This window comes from Archangium violaceum Cb vi76, assembly GCF_000733295.1.
Lineage (GTDB): Bacteria > Myxococcota > Myxococcia > Myxococcales > Myxococcaceae > Archangium > Archangium violaceum.
Map to the genome: position 1 here is coordinate 61,861 of NZ_JPMI01000201.1, position 17,880 is coordinate 79,740.

At 70.7% G+C, this 17,880-nt stretch carries 16 protein-coding genes; 3 read left to right on the plus strand and 13 right to left on the minus strand.

The genetic code is table 11. From position 1 onward, the window contains the following. Positions 1-4: 4 nt before the first annotated feature. The 11 genes from sctV to Q664_RS26855 form a co-directional block, all read right to left on the minus strand. Positions 5-2,092 carry a type III secretion system export apparatus subunit SctV gene (gene sctV, locus Q664_RS26805; protein WP_043401787.1) on the minus strand — a complete coding sequence of 696 codons (2,088 nt, stop codon included), beginning with the start codon at positions 2,090-2,092 and terminating at the stop codon, positions 5-7. Then, the gene (locus Q664_RS26810) at positions 2,089-3,135 is read right to left on the minus strand and encodes an EscU/YscU/HrcU family type III secretion system export apparatus switch protein (protein WP_043401789.1); all 1,047 of its coding nucleotides are present in this window, start codon (positions 3,133-3,135) and stop codon (positions 2,089-2,091) included. The genes sctV and Q664_RS26810 overlap by 4 nt, the downstream gene beginning before the upstream one ends. Beyond that, entirely contained in the window at positions 3,132-3,926 is a 795-nt protein-coding gene (locus tag Q664_RS26815) for an EscT/YscT/HrcT family type III secretion system export apparatus protein (protein ID WP_043401791.1), read from the minus strand. Before Q664_RS26815 ends, Q664_RS26810 begins: the two co-directional genes overlap by 4 nt. Continuing rightward, a complete protein-coding gene (locus Q664_RS26820) occupies positions 3,923-4,192 on the minus strand; it encodes a flagellar biosynthetic protein FliQ (RefSeq protein WP_043401793.1) in 270 nt (89 codons plus the stop codon). The genes Q664_RS26815 and Q664_RS26820 overlap by 4 nt, the downstream gene beginning before the upstream one ends. 4 nt (positions 4,193-4,196) lie before the next feature. Beyond that, the gene (sctR, locus tag Q664_RS26825) at positions 4,197-4,922 is read right to left on the minus strand and encodes a type III secretion system export apparatus subunit SctR (protein WP_043401796.1); all 726 of its coding nucleotides are present in this window, start codon (positions 4,920-4,922) and stop codon (positions 4,197-4,199) included. Then, complete coding sequence (locus Q664_RS26830; RefSeq protein ID WP_052518711.1) at positions 4,919-5,323, minus strand: flagellar biosynthetic protein FliO; 405 nt, start codon at positions 5,321-5,323, stop codon at positions 4,919-4,921. Before Q664_RS26830 ends, sctR begins: the two co-directional genes overlap by 4 nt. Positions 5,324-5,331: 8 nt before the next feature. Continuing rightward, positions 5,332-6,486, minus strand: a complete 1,155-nt coding sequence (locus tag Q664_RS62275; protein ID WP_268811414.1) for a FliM/FliN family flagellar motor switch protein — start codon at positions 6,484-6,486, stop codon at positions 5,332-5,334. 114 nt (positions 6,487-6,600) lie between these two features. Further along, entirely contained in the window at positions 6,601-7,116 is a 516-nt protein-coding gene (locus Q664_RS26840) for a hypothetical protein (protein ID WP_075207519.1), read from the minus strand. A gap of 17 nt (positions 7,117-7,133) precedes the next feature. After that, positions 7,134-7,925, minus strand: a complete 792-nt coding sequence (locus tag Q664_RS26845; RefSeq protein ID WP_043401801.1) for a flagellar M-ring protein FliF — start codon at positions 7,923-7,925, stop codon at positions 7,134-7,136. An 8-nt stretch (positions 7,926-7,933) separates the two neighbouring features. Beyond that, a complete protein-coding gene (locus Q664_RS26850; RefSeq protein WP_043401804.1) occupies positions 7,934-8,431 on the minus strand; it encodes a hypothetical protein in 498 nt (165 codons plus the stop codon). 9 nt (positions 8,432-8,440) lie between these two features. Next, complete coding sequence (locus Q664_RS26855; RefSeq protein WP_043401808.1) at positions 8,441-8,890, minus strand: hypothetical protein; 450 nt, start codon at positions 8,888-8,890, stop codon at positions 8,441-8,443. A 236-nt stretch (positions 8,891-9,126) separates the two neighbouring features. Here Q664_RS26855 and Q664_RS26860 point away from each other — a divergent pair, with 236 nt between their 5' ends. Then, positions 9,127-9,453: a PilZ domain-containing protein gene (locus Q664_RS26860; RefSeq protein ID WP_043401810.1), complete on the plus strand. Its 327-nt coding sequence runs from the start codon at positions 9,127-9,129 to the stop codon at positions 9,451-9,453. A gap of 13 nt (positions 9,454-9,466) precedes the next feature. Here Q664_RS26860 and Q664_RS26865 read toward each other — a convergent pair whose 3' ends face one another. Beyond that, on the minus strand, positions 9,467-9,856 hold the full coding sequence (locus tag Q664_RS26865; RefSeq protein ID WP_043401812.1) for a response regulator: 390 nt from the start codon (positions 9,854-9,856) through the stop codon (positions 9,467-9,469). A gap of 5 nt (positions 9,857-9,861) precedes the next feature. After that, positions 9,862-12,423 carry an ABC transporter permease gene (locus Q664_RS26870; RefSeq protein ID WP_043401814.1) on the minus strand — a complete coding sequence of 854 codons (2,562 nt, stop codon included), beginning with the start codon at positions 12,421-12,423 and terminating at the stop codon, positions 9,862-9,864. A gap of 137 nt (positions 12,424-12,560) precedes the next feature. On the opposite strand from Q664_RS26870, the gene Q664_RS26875 reads away from it, so the two are divergent. Together Q664_RS26875 and Q664_RS26880 are read left to right on the plus strand one after the other, a co-directional pair. Further along, positions 12,561-16,397: a serine/threonine-protein kinase gene (locus tag Q664_RS26875; RefSeq protein WP_043401817.1), complete on the plus strand. Its 3,837-nt coding sequence runs from the start codon at positions 12,561-12,563 to the stop codon at positions 16,395-16,397. Then, complete coding sequence (locus Q664_RS26880; RefSeq protein ID WP_043401820.1) at positions 16,394-17,878, plus strand: FG-GAP repeat domain-containing protein; 1,485 nt, start codon at positions 16,394-16,396, stop codon at positions 17,876-17,878. Before Q664_RS26875 ends, Q664_RS26880 begins: the two co-directional genes overlap by 4 nt. Positions 17,879-17,880: the final 2 nt, after the last annotated feature.

Sequence of the window (17,880 nt, forward strand, 5' to 3'; positions counted from 1 at the left end):
CCGCTCAGCGTCCCAGGGCCACGGGCGCCAGCCGCCCCAGGGGACGTATCTGCAGGTTCATGTCCAGCTCGCCATAGGTGAGCACCGCGACGTCCGGAAAGGCGCCCTCGCACAGCTTGCGCAGGGTGCGCCGGACATCGGGAGCCGTGAGCAGCACCGTCTGCCCCCCCGTGGCGATGTGCTTCACCCCCTCCAGAATCTCCGCCACCCGCTCGGGTGAAGGTGCCGGCCCGCGAGGGCCACCGGAGCGCAGCGTCTCCTCGATCTCCGGATCCACCAGGTAGGCGAAGAGCGGCCCGGACGGGGCGAACTTGTGGCTGAGGTAGCGGGAGAGTGCCTGACGGCAGCGCTCGGCCAGGGCCGAGGCATCCCCTTCGGTCGTGGGAGCCACCAGCGCCTCGAGGATGGCGCGCATGTTCCGAATGCTCACCTGCTCCTCCACGAGCTTGCGCAACACCTCGGTGAGCAGCGGCAGCGGGACCTTCTGGAGCGCTTCCTTCACCAGCGTGGGAGCCTGGGCCTCGAGCCCATCCAACAGCCCCTGCACCTCCTGGATGCCGAGGAACCCCGCCGTCCGGGCGCGGAGGAGGCTTCGCAGGTGCTCGGCGATGAGCTCCCCGGCACTCCGGAGCGGAACCTGCGCCATGTCCAGGCGGGCGCGCGCCTCCGCCGACACGCGACTGATGGGCTTGCCGGTGGAGGGCTCCAGCGCGGGCTCCGCCTTCAACTCCAGGAAGGCCAATTCCTCCGGCTGCGCCAGCGCATAGAGCGCCCCGGGCACGACCTGTCCCATCGCCGCGGGCACCTCGTCGACCAGGATGCGGTAGCTCCCCGCTGGAAGATAGGTGGCCTCGGTCCGCACCCGGATGCCGGGTACACGCACGCCCAGTTCGTAGAAGACCTCGTCCCGTATCCGGTTGAGCACCTGGTGCACGAACGCGCCCCCATTTTCCTGGGCCAGCGGCGTGAGGTCCGGCGAGAGGTCCACTGTCAGCGGGGCGACTCCCACCGGAGCCACCGTGCTCTCGGGAGGTGCTCCCGGGCCGCCCTGAGCCCCCTCCCCTGCTTCGGTTCCGCCCTCGGTCTGGGCCACTCCGGCGCCCTCCTCCGCCCCGGAGTCCTTCATCCGCCCGAGGGCATGCGCCAATGCCCCCAGGACCACCCCCAGCCCGAGGAACGTCAGGTGTGGCATCCCCGGCATCGCGGCGAGGGCCACGCACAGCCCGGCCACCACCCACATTGCCCGGGCCTCTCCGAAGAGCTGCGAGCCAATCTCCGCCCCGAGCGAGTCGTCCTCCTTCTCCGAGGCCACGCGCGTGACGACGAGACCCGCCGCCACCGCGATGCACAGGGAGGGAATCTGAGACACCAGCCCGTCGCCGATAGCGATGAGCGCATAGGTGGAGGCCGCGTCCGCCATGGTCATCCCGTTCTGCAGGACGCCGATACAGATACCGCCCAAAAGGTTCACCGCGACGATGACCAGGCCCGCGATGACATCGCCCTTCACGAACTTCATCGCGCCATCCATGGCACCGAACATCTGGGATTCGCGCTCCAGGTTCCGGCGCCGGCGGCGCGCCTGCGCCTGGTCGATGGCTCCCGCTCGCAGGTCCGCGTCGATGGACATCTGCTTGCCCGGCATCGCGTCCAGGGTGAAGCGCGCGGAGACCTCGGCCACGCGCTCGGCGCCCTTGGCCACCACCAGGAGCTGCACCAGCGTCAGGATGGCGAAGATGACCGCGCCGACGACGTAATCCCCTCGCACCACGAACTCGCCAAAGGCCTGGATGACCTCGCCCGCATGTCCCTCCGCGAGCGCCAGCCGCGTGGACGACACGTTGAGCGCGAGCCGGAAGAGCGTCGTGAACAACAACAGTGTCGGGAAGGACGTCACCTTCAGCGCATCCCGGGCGTAGAGCGCCGCCACCAGCAGCGCCACCGCCGCCGCCAGATTGATGGCCAGCCCCAGGTCCAGCAGCCAGGGCGGCAGCGGGATGATGAGTGCACCGAGCACCGCGGCCATCGCCACCGCGAGCACCACATCCGAGGACCTGCGCGCCCTCATGAGAATCTTCATCAGTTGGTTCATGACGTCTGCCTCCGTGGATGGTCGTCCACGTCCTGCGACTCCTGCGCTACCCGGAGGACCGCCGCGGCGGCCTGGTAAAGTTCCTCGGGGATCTCCTCCCCGACGTCGTAGTGGATGAGGCTGCGGGCCAGCGGCACGTCCCGGATCACCGGGACTCCGAGCCGCTCGGCCTCACGCCGCAGCGAGAACGCGTCCGCCTCCCGCCCCTTGGCGACGAGGTAGGGCGCATCACACTCTTCCGTGGCATAGCGGAGCGCGACCGCGATGTGCGTGGGGTTGACGACCACGACGCTCGCCTTCTGCACTCCACGTGCCGCACCTCCCGCCGCGAGCTGCCGGTGCAATGCCTTGCGCTGGCCCTTGTGGTGCGGGTCGCCCTCGCTCTCCTTGTGCTCCCGCTTCACTTCCTCGCGGGTCATCATCAGGTCCTTCACGTGCTTGCGGCGCGCGAGCGCGTAGTCCCCCACGCCCAGAACCACCAGGACGCATGCGAGCCGGACGGTGAGCGGCCCGAGCCGGCCCAGGATGTGCTCCAACCCCAACGTCCCCTCCAGCCAGGCCGTGCGCAGCACGTCCGGTCCGGCCTCCACGGCCGCGCTCCAGACGAGCCACGCCACCACCGCGCTCACGAGCAACGCCTTGCCCAGCTCGATGAGCGGTCTCACGCTGAAGAGCTTCTTCAAGCCCTCCGCCGGGTTGATGCGCTCGAGCTTGGGCATCACGTGCTCCGCGTTCAGCTCGAAGCCCACCGTGGCCACGGACACGGCGAGCGATGCCAGCAGCGCGCCACCGAGCGCGGGCCCGACCAGGAGCGCCATCAATCCCAGTGCTTCCCTCAGTGCGCCCGTGGGCTCCTGGTGCAGCATCAACCGGGCCGTCCACTCCCTCAGCCTCGCGAAACCCGCGGGTGCCGACGCGGTGAGACCGAGCAGTCCCCCGAGTGTCACCACGCTGGAGGACAGCAGACGACTGCGCGGAATCTGTCCCTTGCGGCGCGCTTCGCGCAGGCGCTTCGCCGAGGGTTGTTCCGTCTTCTCGCTCACCGCGCCACCTCCCCGAGCCGGAACAGCGCGCCGTCCACCGAGACGAAGCCCGCGAGCAGCCGCTCACAGAGAATGCCCACCGCGAGCCACAGCAATGCGCCTCCCGCGAGAATGCGCAGCGGCGCCCCGAGGTCCTGGAGGTTCACCTGGGGCGCGGCGCGCGACACCATCCCCAACAGACAGTCCACCGCCATCACCGCCGCGGCGATGGGCGCCCCCACCGCGAGCCCCGTGGCCATCGCCCCTCCAGCGAGCCCCACCACATGCATCACCGCCTCCTCGGTGGGCACGTACGCGCCGAGCCTCACCCACACGAAGCCACGCACCAGCCCGGAGAGCACGACGGGCATCAGCCCTCCCGTCACCACCAGTCCCACGAGAAGCTGGTAGAGCGCATCCCCCGTGGCGGATTCACGCGTCCCAGCGACCGGCAGGCTCGCCTCCGCCGAGGTGCCCCGGAACAGGTCGATGAAGCGCCCCCCCATCCGCGCCGCGTCGAAGGGCAGCGCCGCCACAAGCCCCACGGACGTGCCGTAGGTGAGCTCCTTCATCGCCATGGCCGCCAGTTGCAGGGGTGTCTCCACCGGCTCCGGCAGCGATACGCCCGCCACATGGTGCAGGAAGAGCGAGAGGCTCAGCACCAGGGCCAGCTTCACCGTCGTCGGAGCCGCCTGTCCCCCCAGAAGAGGGCAGAGGAAGGCCACTGGCAGCAGGCGCGCGGAGCACAAAGCCACCGCCACCATGCCCGGTCCCAGCGGCGCCAGTTGTGCGCGAGGTAGCTCGAGGTTCACCCGCCGACCTCCGCGATGACCCGCAGGACTTGATGCGCGAAGAGCGTGAGCTGTCCGGCGATCCACGGCCCCGCCACCACCAGGGCCAACACCGCCGCACACAGCTTGGGCACCACCGTGAGGGTGCTCTCCTGCAACTGCGTGGTGGCCTGGAAGAGGCTCATCAGGAAGCCCACCACCAGGCTGGCTCCAATCGGCGGCAGGGAGGCGAGCACCATCAACAGCAGCGCCTCGCGGCCCAGTGTGAACAGGACATCCTGGGTCATGGCATCACCGGTAGCCGAGGATCAGGCCCCGCGCGAGCAGTGCCCAGCCATCCACGGCGACGAAGAGGAGGATCTTGAAGGGCAGGCTCACCTGGCTCGGTGACAACGACTGCATCCCGAGCGCGAGCAGGATGTTCGCGATGACCATGTCCAGCACCAGGAACGGAAGGAAGACGAGGAAGCCGATCTGAAAGGCCTCCGTCAGCTCCGTGATGACGAAGGCCGGAATGACCACGAAGAGGTCGTCCTCGTGCACCGCGTTCGCCTCTTCCGGCGGCCGCAACTCGCGCGCGAGGTCCAGGAAACGGGCCCGCTCCTCCGGACTGCCATGCTTCACCAGGAAGGTGCGCAGCGGCTCGGTCACCCGCCCCGCCGCGCCGAGGATCTGCGCACCGGAGCCGACGTCCTGGTAGACGGCCTGCCCCACGTCGTACATGCGCTCCATCACCGGCGCCATGATGTGCCCCGTCAGTATCGCCGCGAGCCCGGTGAGCACGATGGTCGGTGGCGCCTGCTGCGTTCCCATCGCCGAGCGGGCCAGGGACAGCACCACGGCGATCTTCGAGAAGCTCGTCAGCATCAGCACCGCGAAGGGCAGCAGCGACATCAGCGCCAGCATCCCCATCATCGACAGCGGGCTGCCGGCGAACGACATCTGCGAGAGCGGCGTCTCCGCCGCAAAGGCCAGCCCGGGAACGAGCACTCCCAGCAGGAGCGGCACACGGCTCATGACAGGGTCTCCTTCTCGTGGGAGCGGGCCACCGCACGGCGCCTCGAACGGGTCTTCACACGCACCGGTGTGTGTGCCCGGCGGATCTCCGCGAAGGAGTCTCCAAAGGCCACGAGGTAACGGCTCCCCTCCACCTCCACCAGCGCCAGGCCACAGCGCTGCGACAGGCCCGTTCTGGACACCACCCGCATGCGCTCGGTGAGGGCGAACCGGACGTCAGCCCGTCCACGCCGCATGAGCCACCAGCCCAGGCCCACCATGGCCACGGCCCCCAACAGCCCCCGAGCCAAGACGGCCGCCGATACACCCCCCAGTGGCGCCAGTGCCGCCAGTCCGAGCACGAGCCCAAGTGCCAGCAACAGCTTGTTCCGCGGAGACACGGAGTCGAACAGGGTCTTCATGGGCGCGCTCACGGCAGCAGGGTGAGGATGCGGGCCCCCACCTCGCCCTCGATGTCCACCAACTCCGCCCGCGCCACCGCTCGGTCGCCCACGCGCAGCAGCACAGGCTCGCTCGCGTTGATGTGCAGCGGCAGCAGCGCGCCCGGCTTCAACCCCGCCAGCTCCGAAAGCGGCAGCAGCAGCCGCGTCAGCTCGATCTCCACTTCCACCGGCAGCGGGGGCATTCCCTCGCTCCGCTCGATTACCGTCGCCATGTCCGACTCCTGGAAAAGTCCGCGCCTGCGCGCGTGGTTCAACGAGAAACCCTCGGGCGTGAAGTCACCCCTCAGCTCGAAGCCGCGCAGGACGAGGCGCCCAGGACCCGACAGGCCCATGCCCTCCTGGCGCAGCCCGTCGAAGAGCACGACGTCCCCCGGGCCCAGCGACTCCAGCGCCATGCGCGGCAACGACGTGCTGCCCACGAAGCAGCGGGCCTCCAACCGCGCCGCCAGCACCTCGGGAGCGAGCTCCACGTCGCGCTCCGCGGGCAGCTCCTTCAGCGCCCCTTCGAGCACCACCGCGGGCAGGACCAACCTCCCCCCCGCCGTCGTCTGCCCTACCGTCACCGTCAGCTCCACGCCCAGGTGACGCTGCCGTGCATCGAGGCGCGCCAACGCCTCCGTGCGATTCATCGTCACCCCGGCGAGGCGCGGACCCAACCTCCGCTGCAGCTCCGGATGGCCACGCAGCGCGCACAGCGCCGACAGGCCCAGGAAGGCGAAGGAGGCCTCCTCCAGACGCGTCAGCTCCGTGATGGGGCCAGGCTTCGTCCCCGCCCCCGCCAGGCGCTCCAGCGCGGCGAAGAGCACCGGCGGCTCCAACTCCAGCACCCCCGTCCCTCCCGTCGCCGACAGGTCCACCAGGGCGAAGGCCGCCGTGTGCGCCAACCCCGCAGCCGGCATCACCGCCGTCTCCAGCAATCGCGCTTCCGCTCGGACGGGGCACCCCAGCTCCCGCCCCAGTGCCTCGCACACGCTCCGCAACGCCTGTCGCGCGAGCCGAGCCACCTGGGGACGCTCGTGCAGCGTCACGTGGGCCCGTGCCAATCGGCGCGTGCCGAGCCGGCGCAGCTTCATCGGCTTCAACGTCGTGGACTGGCTGCTCTCTCCGAAAGGACTCTGCATGGTTCGCTCCGTGCCGCGGACGCACCACTCCTGTTCACGGCCGATGCCAACGGCCGTGCCCGCGAAAACGAGGGGTTGGATGTCAGGGGCCGTCCCGGCTCGGGACGGGGTGTCTCAACGCGTGGCTTCTCGGAGGAGCCGCTCGGCCAGTGCACAGACGGCCGGAGTGGCCGCCGCGTCGGGCGGTTCCACCTGGCGCTCCGGGAAGAGGCCGCGGTGATAGGGCGGCAGCCTCCGGAAGAGCTCCCGTCTCAGGACCTCTGGAGCCTCCTCCATCACCGCCCGCAGCCGCGCCGCGGCATCCGGCCGGACACCGAACTCCACCGCCACCCGCGCCTGCCGCCTCGCCGAGGAGAGCGCGGTGAAACCGGCCAGGTGGTTCTTCGCCTGCCGCGCCTCGGGCTCCCTCAATCCCTCGAGCAGGGCCCCCGCCCGCTCCCGCCCGAAGACCAGCGCCACCAGGGCAATCCGCTCCACGGGCAGAGAGACGGGAGACGGGCCCTTCACCGGCTCCGGGGACGTTGGCCTCTTCGCTGGCTCTGGCGGCGAACTCCGAGGCACCCGGACCGCCACCGTCTTCTCCGGCCCTGGCGTCTTCGCGCCAGGGCGTTCGATGCGCGTCACCTCCATGATTCATCCCTCCAAGCTCACGCCACCTTGCGCGCGGCCCCGGCCGTCACCACCGGACGCGTGGGGGCAGGTGGAGCCACGGGCTTCGCTTCCGCCAGGGCGCGGTAGTGCCGAAGGCGCAACGTCACGAGGATCAACCCCACCGACAGCCCCGTGACCGCCAGCGACAACACCGCCAGCAGCACCCGCAGCCGTGTCAGCGGAGAAGTCCCGGGCGTGGGAGCCACCACCCGCGTGGACACCTCGTCCACCATGAGGGACACCGACTCGGACGAGAGCCCCTCCACGCCTCCCGCGAGGAGTGACCGCAACATCTCCCGCGAGCCCTTGATCGTCTCCGCGTAGCCGGGCGCCACGCGCAGCATCGCCGAGGCCTTCGCGGGCACCGGCTGCTGTCCGGGCCTCGGCGGCGGTGGCACCACCAGGTGCACGCGCGCGAGCAGCACCCCCTCCACCGTCTGGAGCGTCTTCTCCAACCCCTGCTCCATCACCCTCACCCGGCAGAGCTGCTCCTCCACCGGCGTCCGCACCAGCCCGCCTCCGCCGAAGACGTCACAGCCCTCGTCCGCCACGGGCCTTGGCAGCCCCAGCTCCGCGAGAATCCGCACCGCGTCCGAGGACTGCTCCTCTCCCACCTCGATGGCCCACGTGGGCTTCTTGCCCGCCTCGGGCACCTTGCGCGCATCGAGCCCCCGCTCGACGAGCACCGTCTGCAACTCGTTGGCCTGGCGCTCGTCCAGGCCATGTTGGATGCGCTCCCGGCACCCCGTGGCGCACAGGAGCAACAGCAAGAGACAACGTCGGAACATGGGAGTCCTCACACCTGGGTCTGCAGCACCTGCTTGACGCCACCCGTCGCCTTCTCGACGACCTTCCCCGCGAGATCGAGCTCCTGACTCGCCCGGTACACGTGGGCCTGGACGGCCAGCAGCTCGGCCGGAGAGAACGACCTGCCGGACTCGGCCAGCGCCAGGAGGCCGTCCAACCGCTTCTGCGCCTCCGTCACCCGGTCCAGCACCTGTACCGCCTGCTGGGACCTCGCCGACTGCACCGAGTCCACCTGGCCCCCGGCTCGCACCTCCGACGTTCCCCCCGAGGCCTTCCCCACTCCCTCCACCTCGCACTTCCCGCGCGCCGCCTCCGTCTTCTCCGTCGAGGCCAGCTGGGGGGTGCCCTCACTCGCGACCCGGGGCCCCGGCTGCTTCGCCGGGCCCTTCACCCCCTCCAGCACCTCGCCAAACCGCGCCTTCCCCGAGGGCTCCAGCGCGGGCGTCGCTCCCGCCCCGCCAATCGCCCCCACCTTGTCGATGGCCATGGCGCGCCCCTACCGGATGTTGTTGATGGCGGCCTTCGCCGAGTCGTGCCGCACCTTCATGATGTTGGAGATGGCGTTGTGCGCCCGGCTCTCCGCCTGCATCTCGTTCTGCAGGTTCATGTAGGCCATGTTCATCTTCATCCCCTCGGCCTGCATCTCCCGCTGCGCCGCCAGCAGATCCCACTGCTCGCCCTGTCCCGCCGTGCCGCCCACGCCTCCCGCTCCCACCGCCGACACGCCCTGGGCGGAGGACGCCACCGACGACACCACCGAGCTGACGCTCGACACCGCCGCACTCACCATCGGGTTCCCCGGCATCATCGACGCCGCGATTCCCGCCCCCGTCTTCACCACCTCCTGCGCCGTGCGCGCCAACACCGTGCCGAAGTCGTTCCGCGGCGTCTGCCTCGCCACGGTGGGGGTGATGGACAGCGAGCCAATCCGATTGCCGTTCTCCACGTGAAGCCTCCTGCGCTTGGGTTGCGTCAGGGCTTCTTCAGCGGGCGTGCCAGCCGGTGAGTGCAGTCATCCCGGGCACATGGCCGCGCCCCCACCCGGCACACCCTCCACGGCGTGGAGTTCGCATCCGCGCGCGTGGACGGTCAGGGGACTCGGCCGGGCCCCGGCCGAAAAGTTGCGACCCCCCAGGGCTGCTCCACACTGTAGCTCCCTGTCGCACCCCGAGGAGGTTCCCCATGACGCCTTCCAACACTCCCCTGCGCCTCCAGGAGCGCTACCACCCGCGCGTGGACGCCAACTGGATGGTGAAGGTGCACCTGGGCGAGCGCACCGTGCTCGTCAAGGCGCGCGACCTGTCCATGGCGGGCCTGTTCCTCCACGGCCACCCGCCCGACAGCGTCAAGCAGCTGTCCCTCACCCTGCCGCTGCCCGGCATCGGGGACATCACCGCCACGTGCAACATCGTCCGCCGTGCCACCCAGGGCGTGGCGCTCGAGTTCGCCGACCTGGATTGGGATCACTTCCTGCTGCTGGCGCGCTACCTCCACCCGCGCCTGCCCTGAGCCGGGCCCGGCCTCACACCACCTTGCGCAGCCGGTCCACCAGCGCCATCAGCTCCGCGCCCTTGAAGGGCTTCTGGATGTAGCCGTCCGCTCCCGCCATCGTCGCGCTCTCCATGTCCGACTTCTTGGACTTGGCGGTGAGCATGTAGACGGGCACCTTCGACGTCGTCGGGTCGCTCTTGAGCATCCGGCACACCGAGATGCCGTCCAGCTGCGGCAGCACCACGTCCATCAGCACGAGCTGGAAGGGGCGGCTCTTGGCCAGCTTCAAGCCCTCGATGCCATTGGCCGCGCACACCACCTCCACGGCCCCGTCGCTCAACATGGAACGCACGAGCTCCCGGATGACGGGCTCGTCCTCGACCAGGAGGATGTGGAAGGGATTCTGCAGGTTGGCAGCCATGGGACTCACTCGTAGGCGAGCGCCTCCACCACGTCCAGGGTGGCGGCACGACGCGCAGGATACAGCCCGGCCAGGATGGCGCACAGGGTCGAGACGACCCCCATGGCCACCGCCAACCGGGCGGGAAAAATATAGGGAAAACTCCACCCCGTGGCCTGACCGCCTACCACGTCGGTGATGAGAACCCCCATCCAAAGGCCCGCCAGCGCTCCGATGAGTCCTCCTGACAGGCCGATGAAGGCAGCCTCCCCCACGAACAGCCGGACGATGTGGGACCGGGCCGCTCCCACCGCCCTCAACAGGCCGATCTCCCGGGTCCGATCCAACACCGCCGCCAGCAGTGTGTTGACCACCCCCAACAGCGCCAGCAGCACGGCCACCACCTCCATCGCATAGGAAACCGAAAAGGCCTCGTCGATGAGCGCCGTGGCCTCCTGACGCAGGTCCGCGTTGCTCAGCACGTAGAGCTGGTGGCGCTCCCCCCACCGCTCGGAGATGGTGCGGCGCAGTTCGTCCAGCCGCGAACGGTCCGACAGGTACAGCTCGAAGGTGTCCACCCGGTCGTCCTGGAAATGCGCCTGATACACCTCGCGCGCCAGGAAAACGACGCCCTGGTCCGAGGTGTAGTCCACCGCCACCGCCGCCACCGTGTAGGTGCGCGCGCCCGTGGGCGTGGACATCTCGAAGGTGTCCTCCACGTGCAGATTCCGGCGGCGCGAGAGGTTCTCCGAGATGATGACCCGCCCGGCCAGCCGCTCCTCGCGCGTGGGCAGGCGGCCCTCCAGCAGCTGCGGCTTGCCGTGGCTCTCGTAGATCTCCGGAATGAGGGAGATGACGTAGGCGCGCAGCCCGAGCACGTCATGGGGCAACACACGCACCCGGTCCACCTGGGACACACCGGGCAGCGCCGCGAGCGCCTCGGCCAGTTCCGGGCCCATGGGCTGGTTGCGGCTGCCCGCGATGCGCGCCGCCGAGGTGAGGAAGAGATCCGCCGGCACCGACTGATCCAACCACCGGTGCGCCGCGGTGCGGAAGGAGCCCACGAAGCCGGCGATGCACACCGACATGGCCACGCCAATGGCCAGCGCGGACACCGGCACCGCCGTGCGCACGGGCGCTCGCGCGAAGTTGTCCGCCGCCAGCCGGCCACTCACGCCCAGCAGGGCCTCGCCCGGGCGGTGGTAGACGTGCCACAGCAGACGCAGCACTCCCGGGGCCAGCAACGTGGTCCCCATCAGCACCAGGAAGATGGAGATGTAGCCACCCACGGGCAGGTTCTCCATCGGAGGGGGCAGCCACGTGGACGGGTAGACGAGCAGCAGGCACCCCACGCCGAGCACCGTGGACAGGCGCGAACCGCCCACGCCAGCGCCCTGGGCCGCGTCCCGGCGCAGCGCCTCCACCGGGAGCACGCTCGAGGCCTGCAGCGCCGGCTTCAAGGCCGCGAAGCCACTGCCCAGCACGCCGAGCGCCACGCCCAGTCCCAGTTCCCACGGGCCCACCGTCACGTCCCGCGCGTTCACCTGGATGTAGAGGCTGGAGATGGCGCCAGACACCCAGCCGATGGCGAGCCGGCCGATGAGCACCCCCAGCGGCAGCCCCAGCGCCGTCCCCACCCCGCCCAGCAACACCGCCTCCAGCGTGAAGAGGGCCCGGATGCGCAGGCGCGTGGCCCCCAGCGCCCGCAGCGTTCCAATCTCCCTGCGCCGCTGCACCACGCTGATGGCGATGGTGTTGTAGACGAGGAACACCCCCACCAGCAGCGCCACCCCGGAGCCCAGGTTCAGCCCCATCTGGAAGCTGCGCACCATGGTGGCCACCGAGCCACCCCGGCGAGACGGGTGCTCCACCTCGAAGCCTCCGCCCAGCGCCGAGCGCAGGCGCTCGCGCACCGCCTCCACGCCCACCAGCGGATCCACCGCCACGTCAATGCGGTCCAGCGTCCGCTCGCGCCCGAAGGCCACCTGCGCCGACGCCACGTCCATCACGCCCATCGAGCCGCCAAAGGCCTTCACCGGCCCCGCCTCGCGGATGAGCGCATGCACCACGAAGTCCCGCGGCCCGCTCCCGGTGATGAGTTGGAAGCCGTCCCCCACCTTCAACCCGCGCTCACGGGCGAAGCGCTCCGAGACGAGCATCCGGTCCGTCGAGTTGAGGAACTCCAGGTCATCCGATAGCCCGCCCAGGTCCCTGTCCACGCCCTCGTAGGTGCGGAAGTGGCCGTCATCCAGCAGGTCCACGCCCATCACGTAGAGGCGCTCGCCCGGCGCGCCCTTCACCGGGACGATCACCGTCAGGGCCCCCGAGGCATGCGCCACCCCGGGCACCGCCCGCACCCGCTCCAGCACGGACTCGTCGAAGCCCACCTGCGTGCCCGCCACCGTGAGGTCCGCCTTCCCCGCGATGGCATCCACCGTCGAGCGGAACGCGTCCAGCACCGAGCCGTTGATGGACATCACCCCCACCATGGTCGCCACACCCACGGCCACGCCCAGCACCGTGAGGCCGGTACGCAGCGGTGCACCCAGGATGTGACGCAGGGAGACGAGCCGGAGCAGCGAGAGCATGTCCCGGCCACCTTACCCCCTCCGTGGGGGCCTGGGGTGCTCGGATGAAGGGCAGGCGGGTTCACCAAACCTGGTGCTTTGCTTCCTGCCCCAGGAGGCGTGAGGTAGGGTCGGCGCACATCACCGGGGAGGGGCCAGTGAGAATCGCCGCACAGCAAGGCTTCGAGGGCAACGAGCGTTTCGAGGTCAGACGGACCCTCGGCGTGGGTGGCTTCGGCATCGTGTGCGAGGCGCTCGATCGCCGCACCGGCTCTGTCGTGGCGCTCAAGACGCTGCACAAGGCCTCACCCGGCTCGCTCTACCGCTTCAAGCAGGAGTTCCGGCTCCTCACGGAGCTCGTCCACCCGAACCTCGTCACCCTCTACGAGCTGTTCTCCGAGGGCTCCACCTGGTTCTTCACCATGGAGCTCATCGAGGGCCACGCCTTCCTCGATTACCTGCGGCTGAAACCCTCGGAGGAGAGCGCGGAGCCCTCCAACCCCGACGAGCTCACCGCCACCAGCCCCCAGCGCCATCCGAATCAGGGCACCGGCGCGAGCCACTCGACTCCCGACGAGCTCACCGCCACCAGCCTCAACGCCACCACCGGCTCCCAGGCGCCCGTCCTCCCCGCCGCGCCCACCCGCATCGTCGACGCCGAGCGCCTCCGGCAGGTGTTCCGCGAGCTCGTCCAGGGCCTGCGCGCCCTCCACGCCTCCGGGCTCATCCACCGCGACCTCAAGCCCTCCAATGTCCGCGTCACCCCCCAGGGCCGCGTCGTCATCCTCGACTTCGGGCTCGCCAAGCCACTGATGTACCCCTCGGCATCGATGGGCTCCCCCGAGCCCCTCGCCGGCTCGCCGCCGTACATGGCCCCCGAGCAGTGGGACCTCCAGCCCTCCACCGAAGCCACCGACTGGTACTCGGTGGGCGTGATGCTCTACGAGTGTCTCACCGGGCAGCGGCCCTTCTCCGGAAACATGCAGGAGATGCGGCAGACCCAGCGGCGCGGTGCCACCCCCATCTCGCGCTTCGTGGTGGACCCGCCCGCCGACCTCGTCTCGCTCTGCGAGGACCTGCTCCGCGAGGACCCCACCGCCCGCCCCTCCGGCGCCGAGGTCATGCGCCGACTCGGCGGTCGGGACGCCACCGAGGCCCCTCCCCCCACCGCTCGCGAGCCGCGGCTGGTGGGCCGGGAGAAGGAGCTGGCCACGCTGCGCGTCGCCGCCTCGCGCGGTGCCGCGGGCGAGACGATGCTGGCCCGCGTCCATGGCCTGGCCGGTCTGGGCAAGAGCGCACTGCTCGAGGCCTTCGCCCGGGAGCTGCGCCGCGAGGAACATGCCCTCGTCGTCTCCGGCCGCTGCTACGAGCGCGAGTCCGTGCCGTACAAGGCGCTCGACAGTCTGATGGACTCGCTCAGCCGAGTCATCTCGCAGTTCCCCCGCGAGCTCATCCCCGAGCACTTCCAGGCCCTCGCCCGCCTCTTCCCCGTCCTCCGGCTCAACGAGGACCCCCTGTCCGAGGAGCACGCGGAGCCCCTTCCGGAGGACCCCCTCCAGGCCCGGGCCCTCGCCGTGCGCGTGTTGAAGGAGTTGCTGCGGCGGATGGCCTCGCACAGGCCCCTGGTGCTGCTGCTGGATGACCTCCAGTGGGGTGACCTGGACAGCGCCCGCTTCCTCGCGGAGCTGCTGTCTCCCCCCTCCGCGCCGCCCCTGCTGCTGGTGCTCAGCTACCGGAGCGACGAGGCCGCGAACAGCCCATGCCTGGAGGCGCTGCGCCAACTGTTGGAGCCGCTGTCGTGGACCGTCGCGCCCGTGGAGGTGGCCCTGCCGCCCCTCTCTCCCGAGGATTCCGCGCGCCTGGCCCTGGAGCGGCTGGGCGTGGAGGACCCCGCGGCACGCGCCCAGGCCGAGCGCATCGCCCGGGAAGCCGGGGGCAGCCCGCTGCTGGCCGAGGAGTTCGTGCGCTACGTCACCTCCAACGGCGAGCGCGCCACCTCGGGAGAGCTGTCCCTCGGCCGCGTCGTCGACGCCCGCGTCCAACACCTGCCCGAGGGCGCGCGCCAGCTCCTCGAGCTCCTGGCCGTGGCCGGTCATCCCCTGGAGCAGACGCTCGCGCTGGACGCGGCACGGCCTTCCAAGGCCACGTTGTCATCGCTCGCGCTGCTGCGCTCCTCCCACCTGCTTCGCACCCGCGCCACCCCCGGCGGCGTGGACCTCGAGGTGAGCCATGACCGCATCCGCGAGCGGCTCGTGGAGACCCTCCAGGCCCCCGCCATCCAGGGTCACCACCGCCGGCTCGCCGATGTGCTCGAGGCCCAGCCCCAGCCGGATCCCGAGCGGCTCGCGCTGCACCTCCATGGTGCGGGAGAGCTCGTCCGGGCCGCCCTCCACGCCCTCACCGCCGCCGAGCGCGCCCGCGAGGCACTGGCCTTCGCCCGGGCCGCGGAGCTGTATGGCTTCGCCCTCGAGTGGAGCCAGGGCACCCAGGTCTCCAGCCTCCCCCCTCGCCGCGAGCTGGAGCGCGCCCGCGCCGAGGCCCTCGCGCTCGCCGGCCGTGGCACCGAGGCGGCCCCCCTCTTCCTCCGCCTCGCCGAGGACGCCCCCGCCCACGAGTGGCTGGAGCTCCAGTGCCGCGCCATCGAGCACTACATGGTCGGCGGCCGCATCGACGATGGCACCGCGCTGCTCGGACCCGTGCTCGAGCGGCTCGGCCTGAGCTACCCGCGCTCCACGGCCCTCGCGCTGTTGGAGGTCGTCTGGCTGCTGGCCCGGCTCAAGCTGCGCGGCATCGAGTTCACCGAGCGGCCCGAGTCCGAGGTGCCGCCCCTCCAGCTCCAGCGCATCGATCTGCTCTGGGCGCTGGCTCGGTCGCTGCTCAACGTGGAGCCCACGCGCGGCCTGCTCTTCCTGCTCCGGGGCCTGCTGCTGGCGCTCGAAGCGGGAGAGCCCCAGCGCGTGGCCCGTCCGTTGATCGCCTTCGGCGGCACCTGGTTGTTCCAGGGCTCCCCGGGCGCGCTGGAGTCGGGCACCCGGGACCTCGAGCGCGGTGTGGCACTGGCGCGGCGGCTGAACTCGCCCGAGCTGCTCGGCCTGGCGGACATCTTCCGCGGCGTCCGCTCGCTCACCGTGGGCCGGTGGGCCGATGCGCTCGCCCAGGCGGAGGCCGGCCTGGAGCGGATGCGCGAGAGCCGCCGGGACACCCTCTGGGAGGGCGGCATGGCGCGCGCCATGGCGATGCTCGCCCTGGACCTCACCCACCGGATGACGGAGCTGCGCGAGCACGGCAGTGACTGGTACCGCGTGGCCGTGGAGCAGGGCGACGCGTACTCGCAGGTGACGGCGCTGCTCGGCACCGGCATGGGACTGCTCGCCACCGGAGACGCCGAGGGCACCTGCCAGCGCATGCGGGAGCTCACCGCCTCCTGGCCCCGGACGGGCACCATCCAGCACATCTCCGTCTTCCTCGTGGAGGCCTGGGCAGACCTCTACCAGGGACAGCACGCGCGGGCGTGGCAGCGCATCACCCAGATGTGGCCCAAGGTGAAGTCCGCGCAGTTCCTCCGCGCCCTGATCGGCCGGATGCGGATGTACACCGTGCGCGCATGCGGCGCGCTCGCGCACGCCGAGCACGACACGAGCGCCCGGGAGAAGCTGCTCGCGAGCGCCGAGAAGGACGCGGAGTTCATCTCCCGTCAGGGGCGCAGTGACTGCGTTCCGATGTCCCACCTGCTCCGGGCCGGCATCGCCCATCTCCGGGGGGACCCGGCGGGAGCGCGCTCGCACCTGTCCTCGGCCATCCAGGGCTTCGAGGCCGCGGGCATGGCGGTCCACACGGCCATCGCCCGCCACCACCTGGGAGGCCTCATCGGTGGAGACGAGGGCCGCTCCCTCATCGAGGCCGCCCATGCGGTGATGACCTCCCATGGCATCGCCGAGCCCGCGCGCTGGGCCGCCACCTTCGCCCCTGGTTTCTCGACCCCAGGCGCCCGATGAGCTGGCTCTTCCCGCCGGCGCTGGCAGCGCTCGTCCTGTCCGCGACCCAGGCTCCGGAGTCCGTGGACGGGGGCACCCCCGTCCCCTACGCCACCCGGCCCGATCTCCAGAGCGCCGCCATGGGCTTGTACGAGACCGGGCTCGCCCTGGCCGACATCAACCGCGACGGCTACCCGGATCTCATCACCGCCAGCGGGAACGATGAGGGCCTCCAGCCGCTCGCCGTCTACCTGAACACCCGGACGGACAACTTCTTCAACCAGCAGCAACGGCCAGACTGGGTCTCCGCGGATTCGGACGCCCACATGAACCTCGCCGTGGGCGACATCAACGGCGATGGGTGGTTGGACGTCGCGGTATCCACCCTCCAGCCGCCCCTGGGCAGCGGCGGCGTCAAGGTCTACTTCAACCGGCGCGGGACCCTGGAGAAGAGCCCCTCCTTCCGCTCGGAAGACACCTACGACTCGTTCGCCTGCGCGCTGGGGGATGCGAACGGGGATGGCCGCCTGGACCTGGCCACGTCGGACATCTATGCCCTCGCCGGCGGCTCCGCGCGCATCTACTTCAACCAGGGGGGGACCCTCTCCACGAAGCCCGGCTGGCGCTCGAAGCCCGGGGGCATGGGCGGCGGCATCCTCTTCACCGACGTGCAGCAGGATGGGTTCCTGGACCTGGTGGTCGGCACGTCCCAGGTGATGGTGTTCCCGGGAAGCGCCAGCGCGGACGGGGGCATCTCCCTGCCCACCACGCCCGGGTGGAGCTCGCGCGAGGGAGACCTGGTGCCCTATCTCTCCGCGGGCCCCGTGGGCACACAGGGAACGTGGACCCTCGTCGTCTCACGCAACAACGTGCAGGGCTTCATGAGCGGCGACGCGGGCACCCCGCCCCGCTACGAGGCCTACGTCCCCGCTCCCGATGCCGGCCAGCCCGTGTGGACGTCCACCCCCATCAACCTCGGCTCCGGAGTGAAGCTGGCGGACGTGGATGGCGATGGCACGACGGATCTGCTCGGAGGCTCCTGGGGCCGCCTGACACCCGAGAGCGGCTTCTTCCAGGTCTACCTGGGCCAGGGCAACGCCTTCTCGAGCCAGCCCGCGCTCACCTCCGCCCCCAGCACCCGCGGCATCATCCAGTCGCTCGACGCGGCGGACCTGCGACAGCGCTTCACCTGTCCCGGCTCCTGGAGCACCACCCTCACGCGCTCGCAGGCGGTGGTGTCGCTCCCGCTCCCCCTCGTCGGCGGCATCTCGCGGGTGACGCGCAACGGCAGGGTCCTGCTCCCACGCGAGTACACCACCGTCCCCGGCGCGCCGTGGATCTCCTTCGCCAGACGGCTCCAACCCGGAGACCGGCTCCAGGTGACCCATACCCATCCCCTCTCGGTGGACGTGGCCATGGCGAACCAGAACTGCGCGCTCGGCGATTTCATCTACTCTTCCTATGCCAAGGTCCCGGGCTGCGGGACTCCCTCCAAGGATTGATG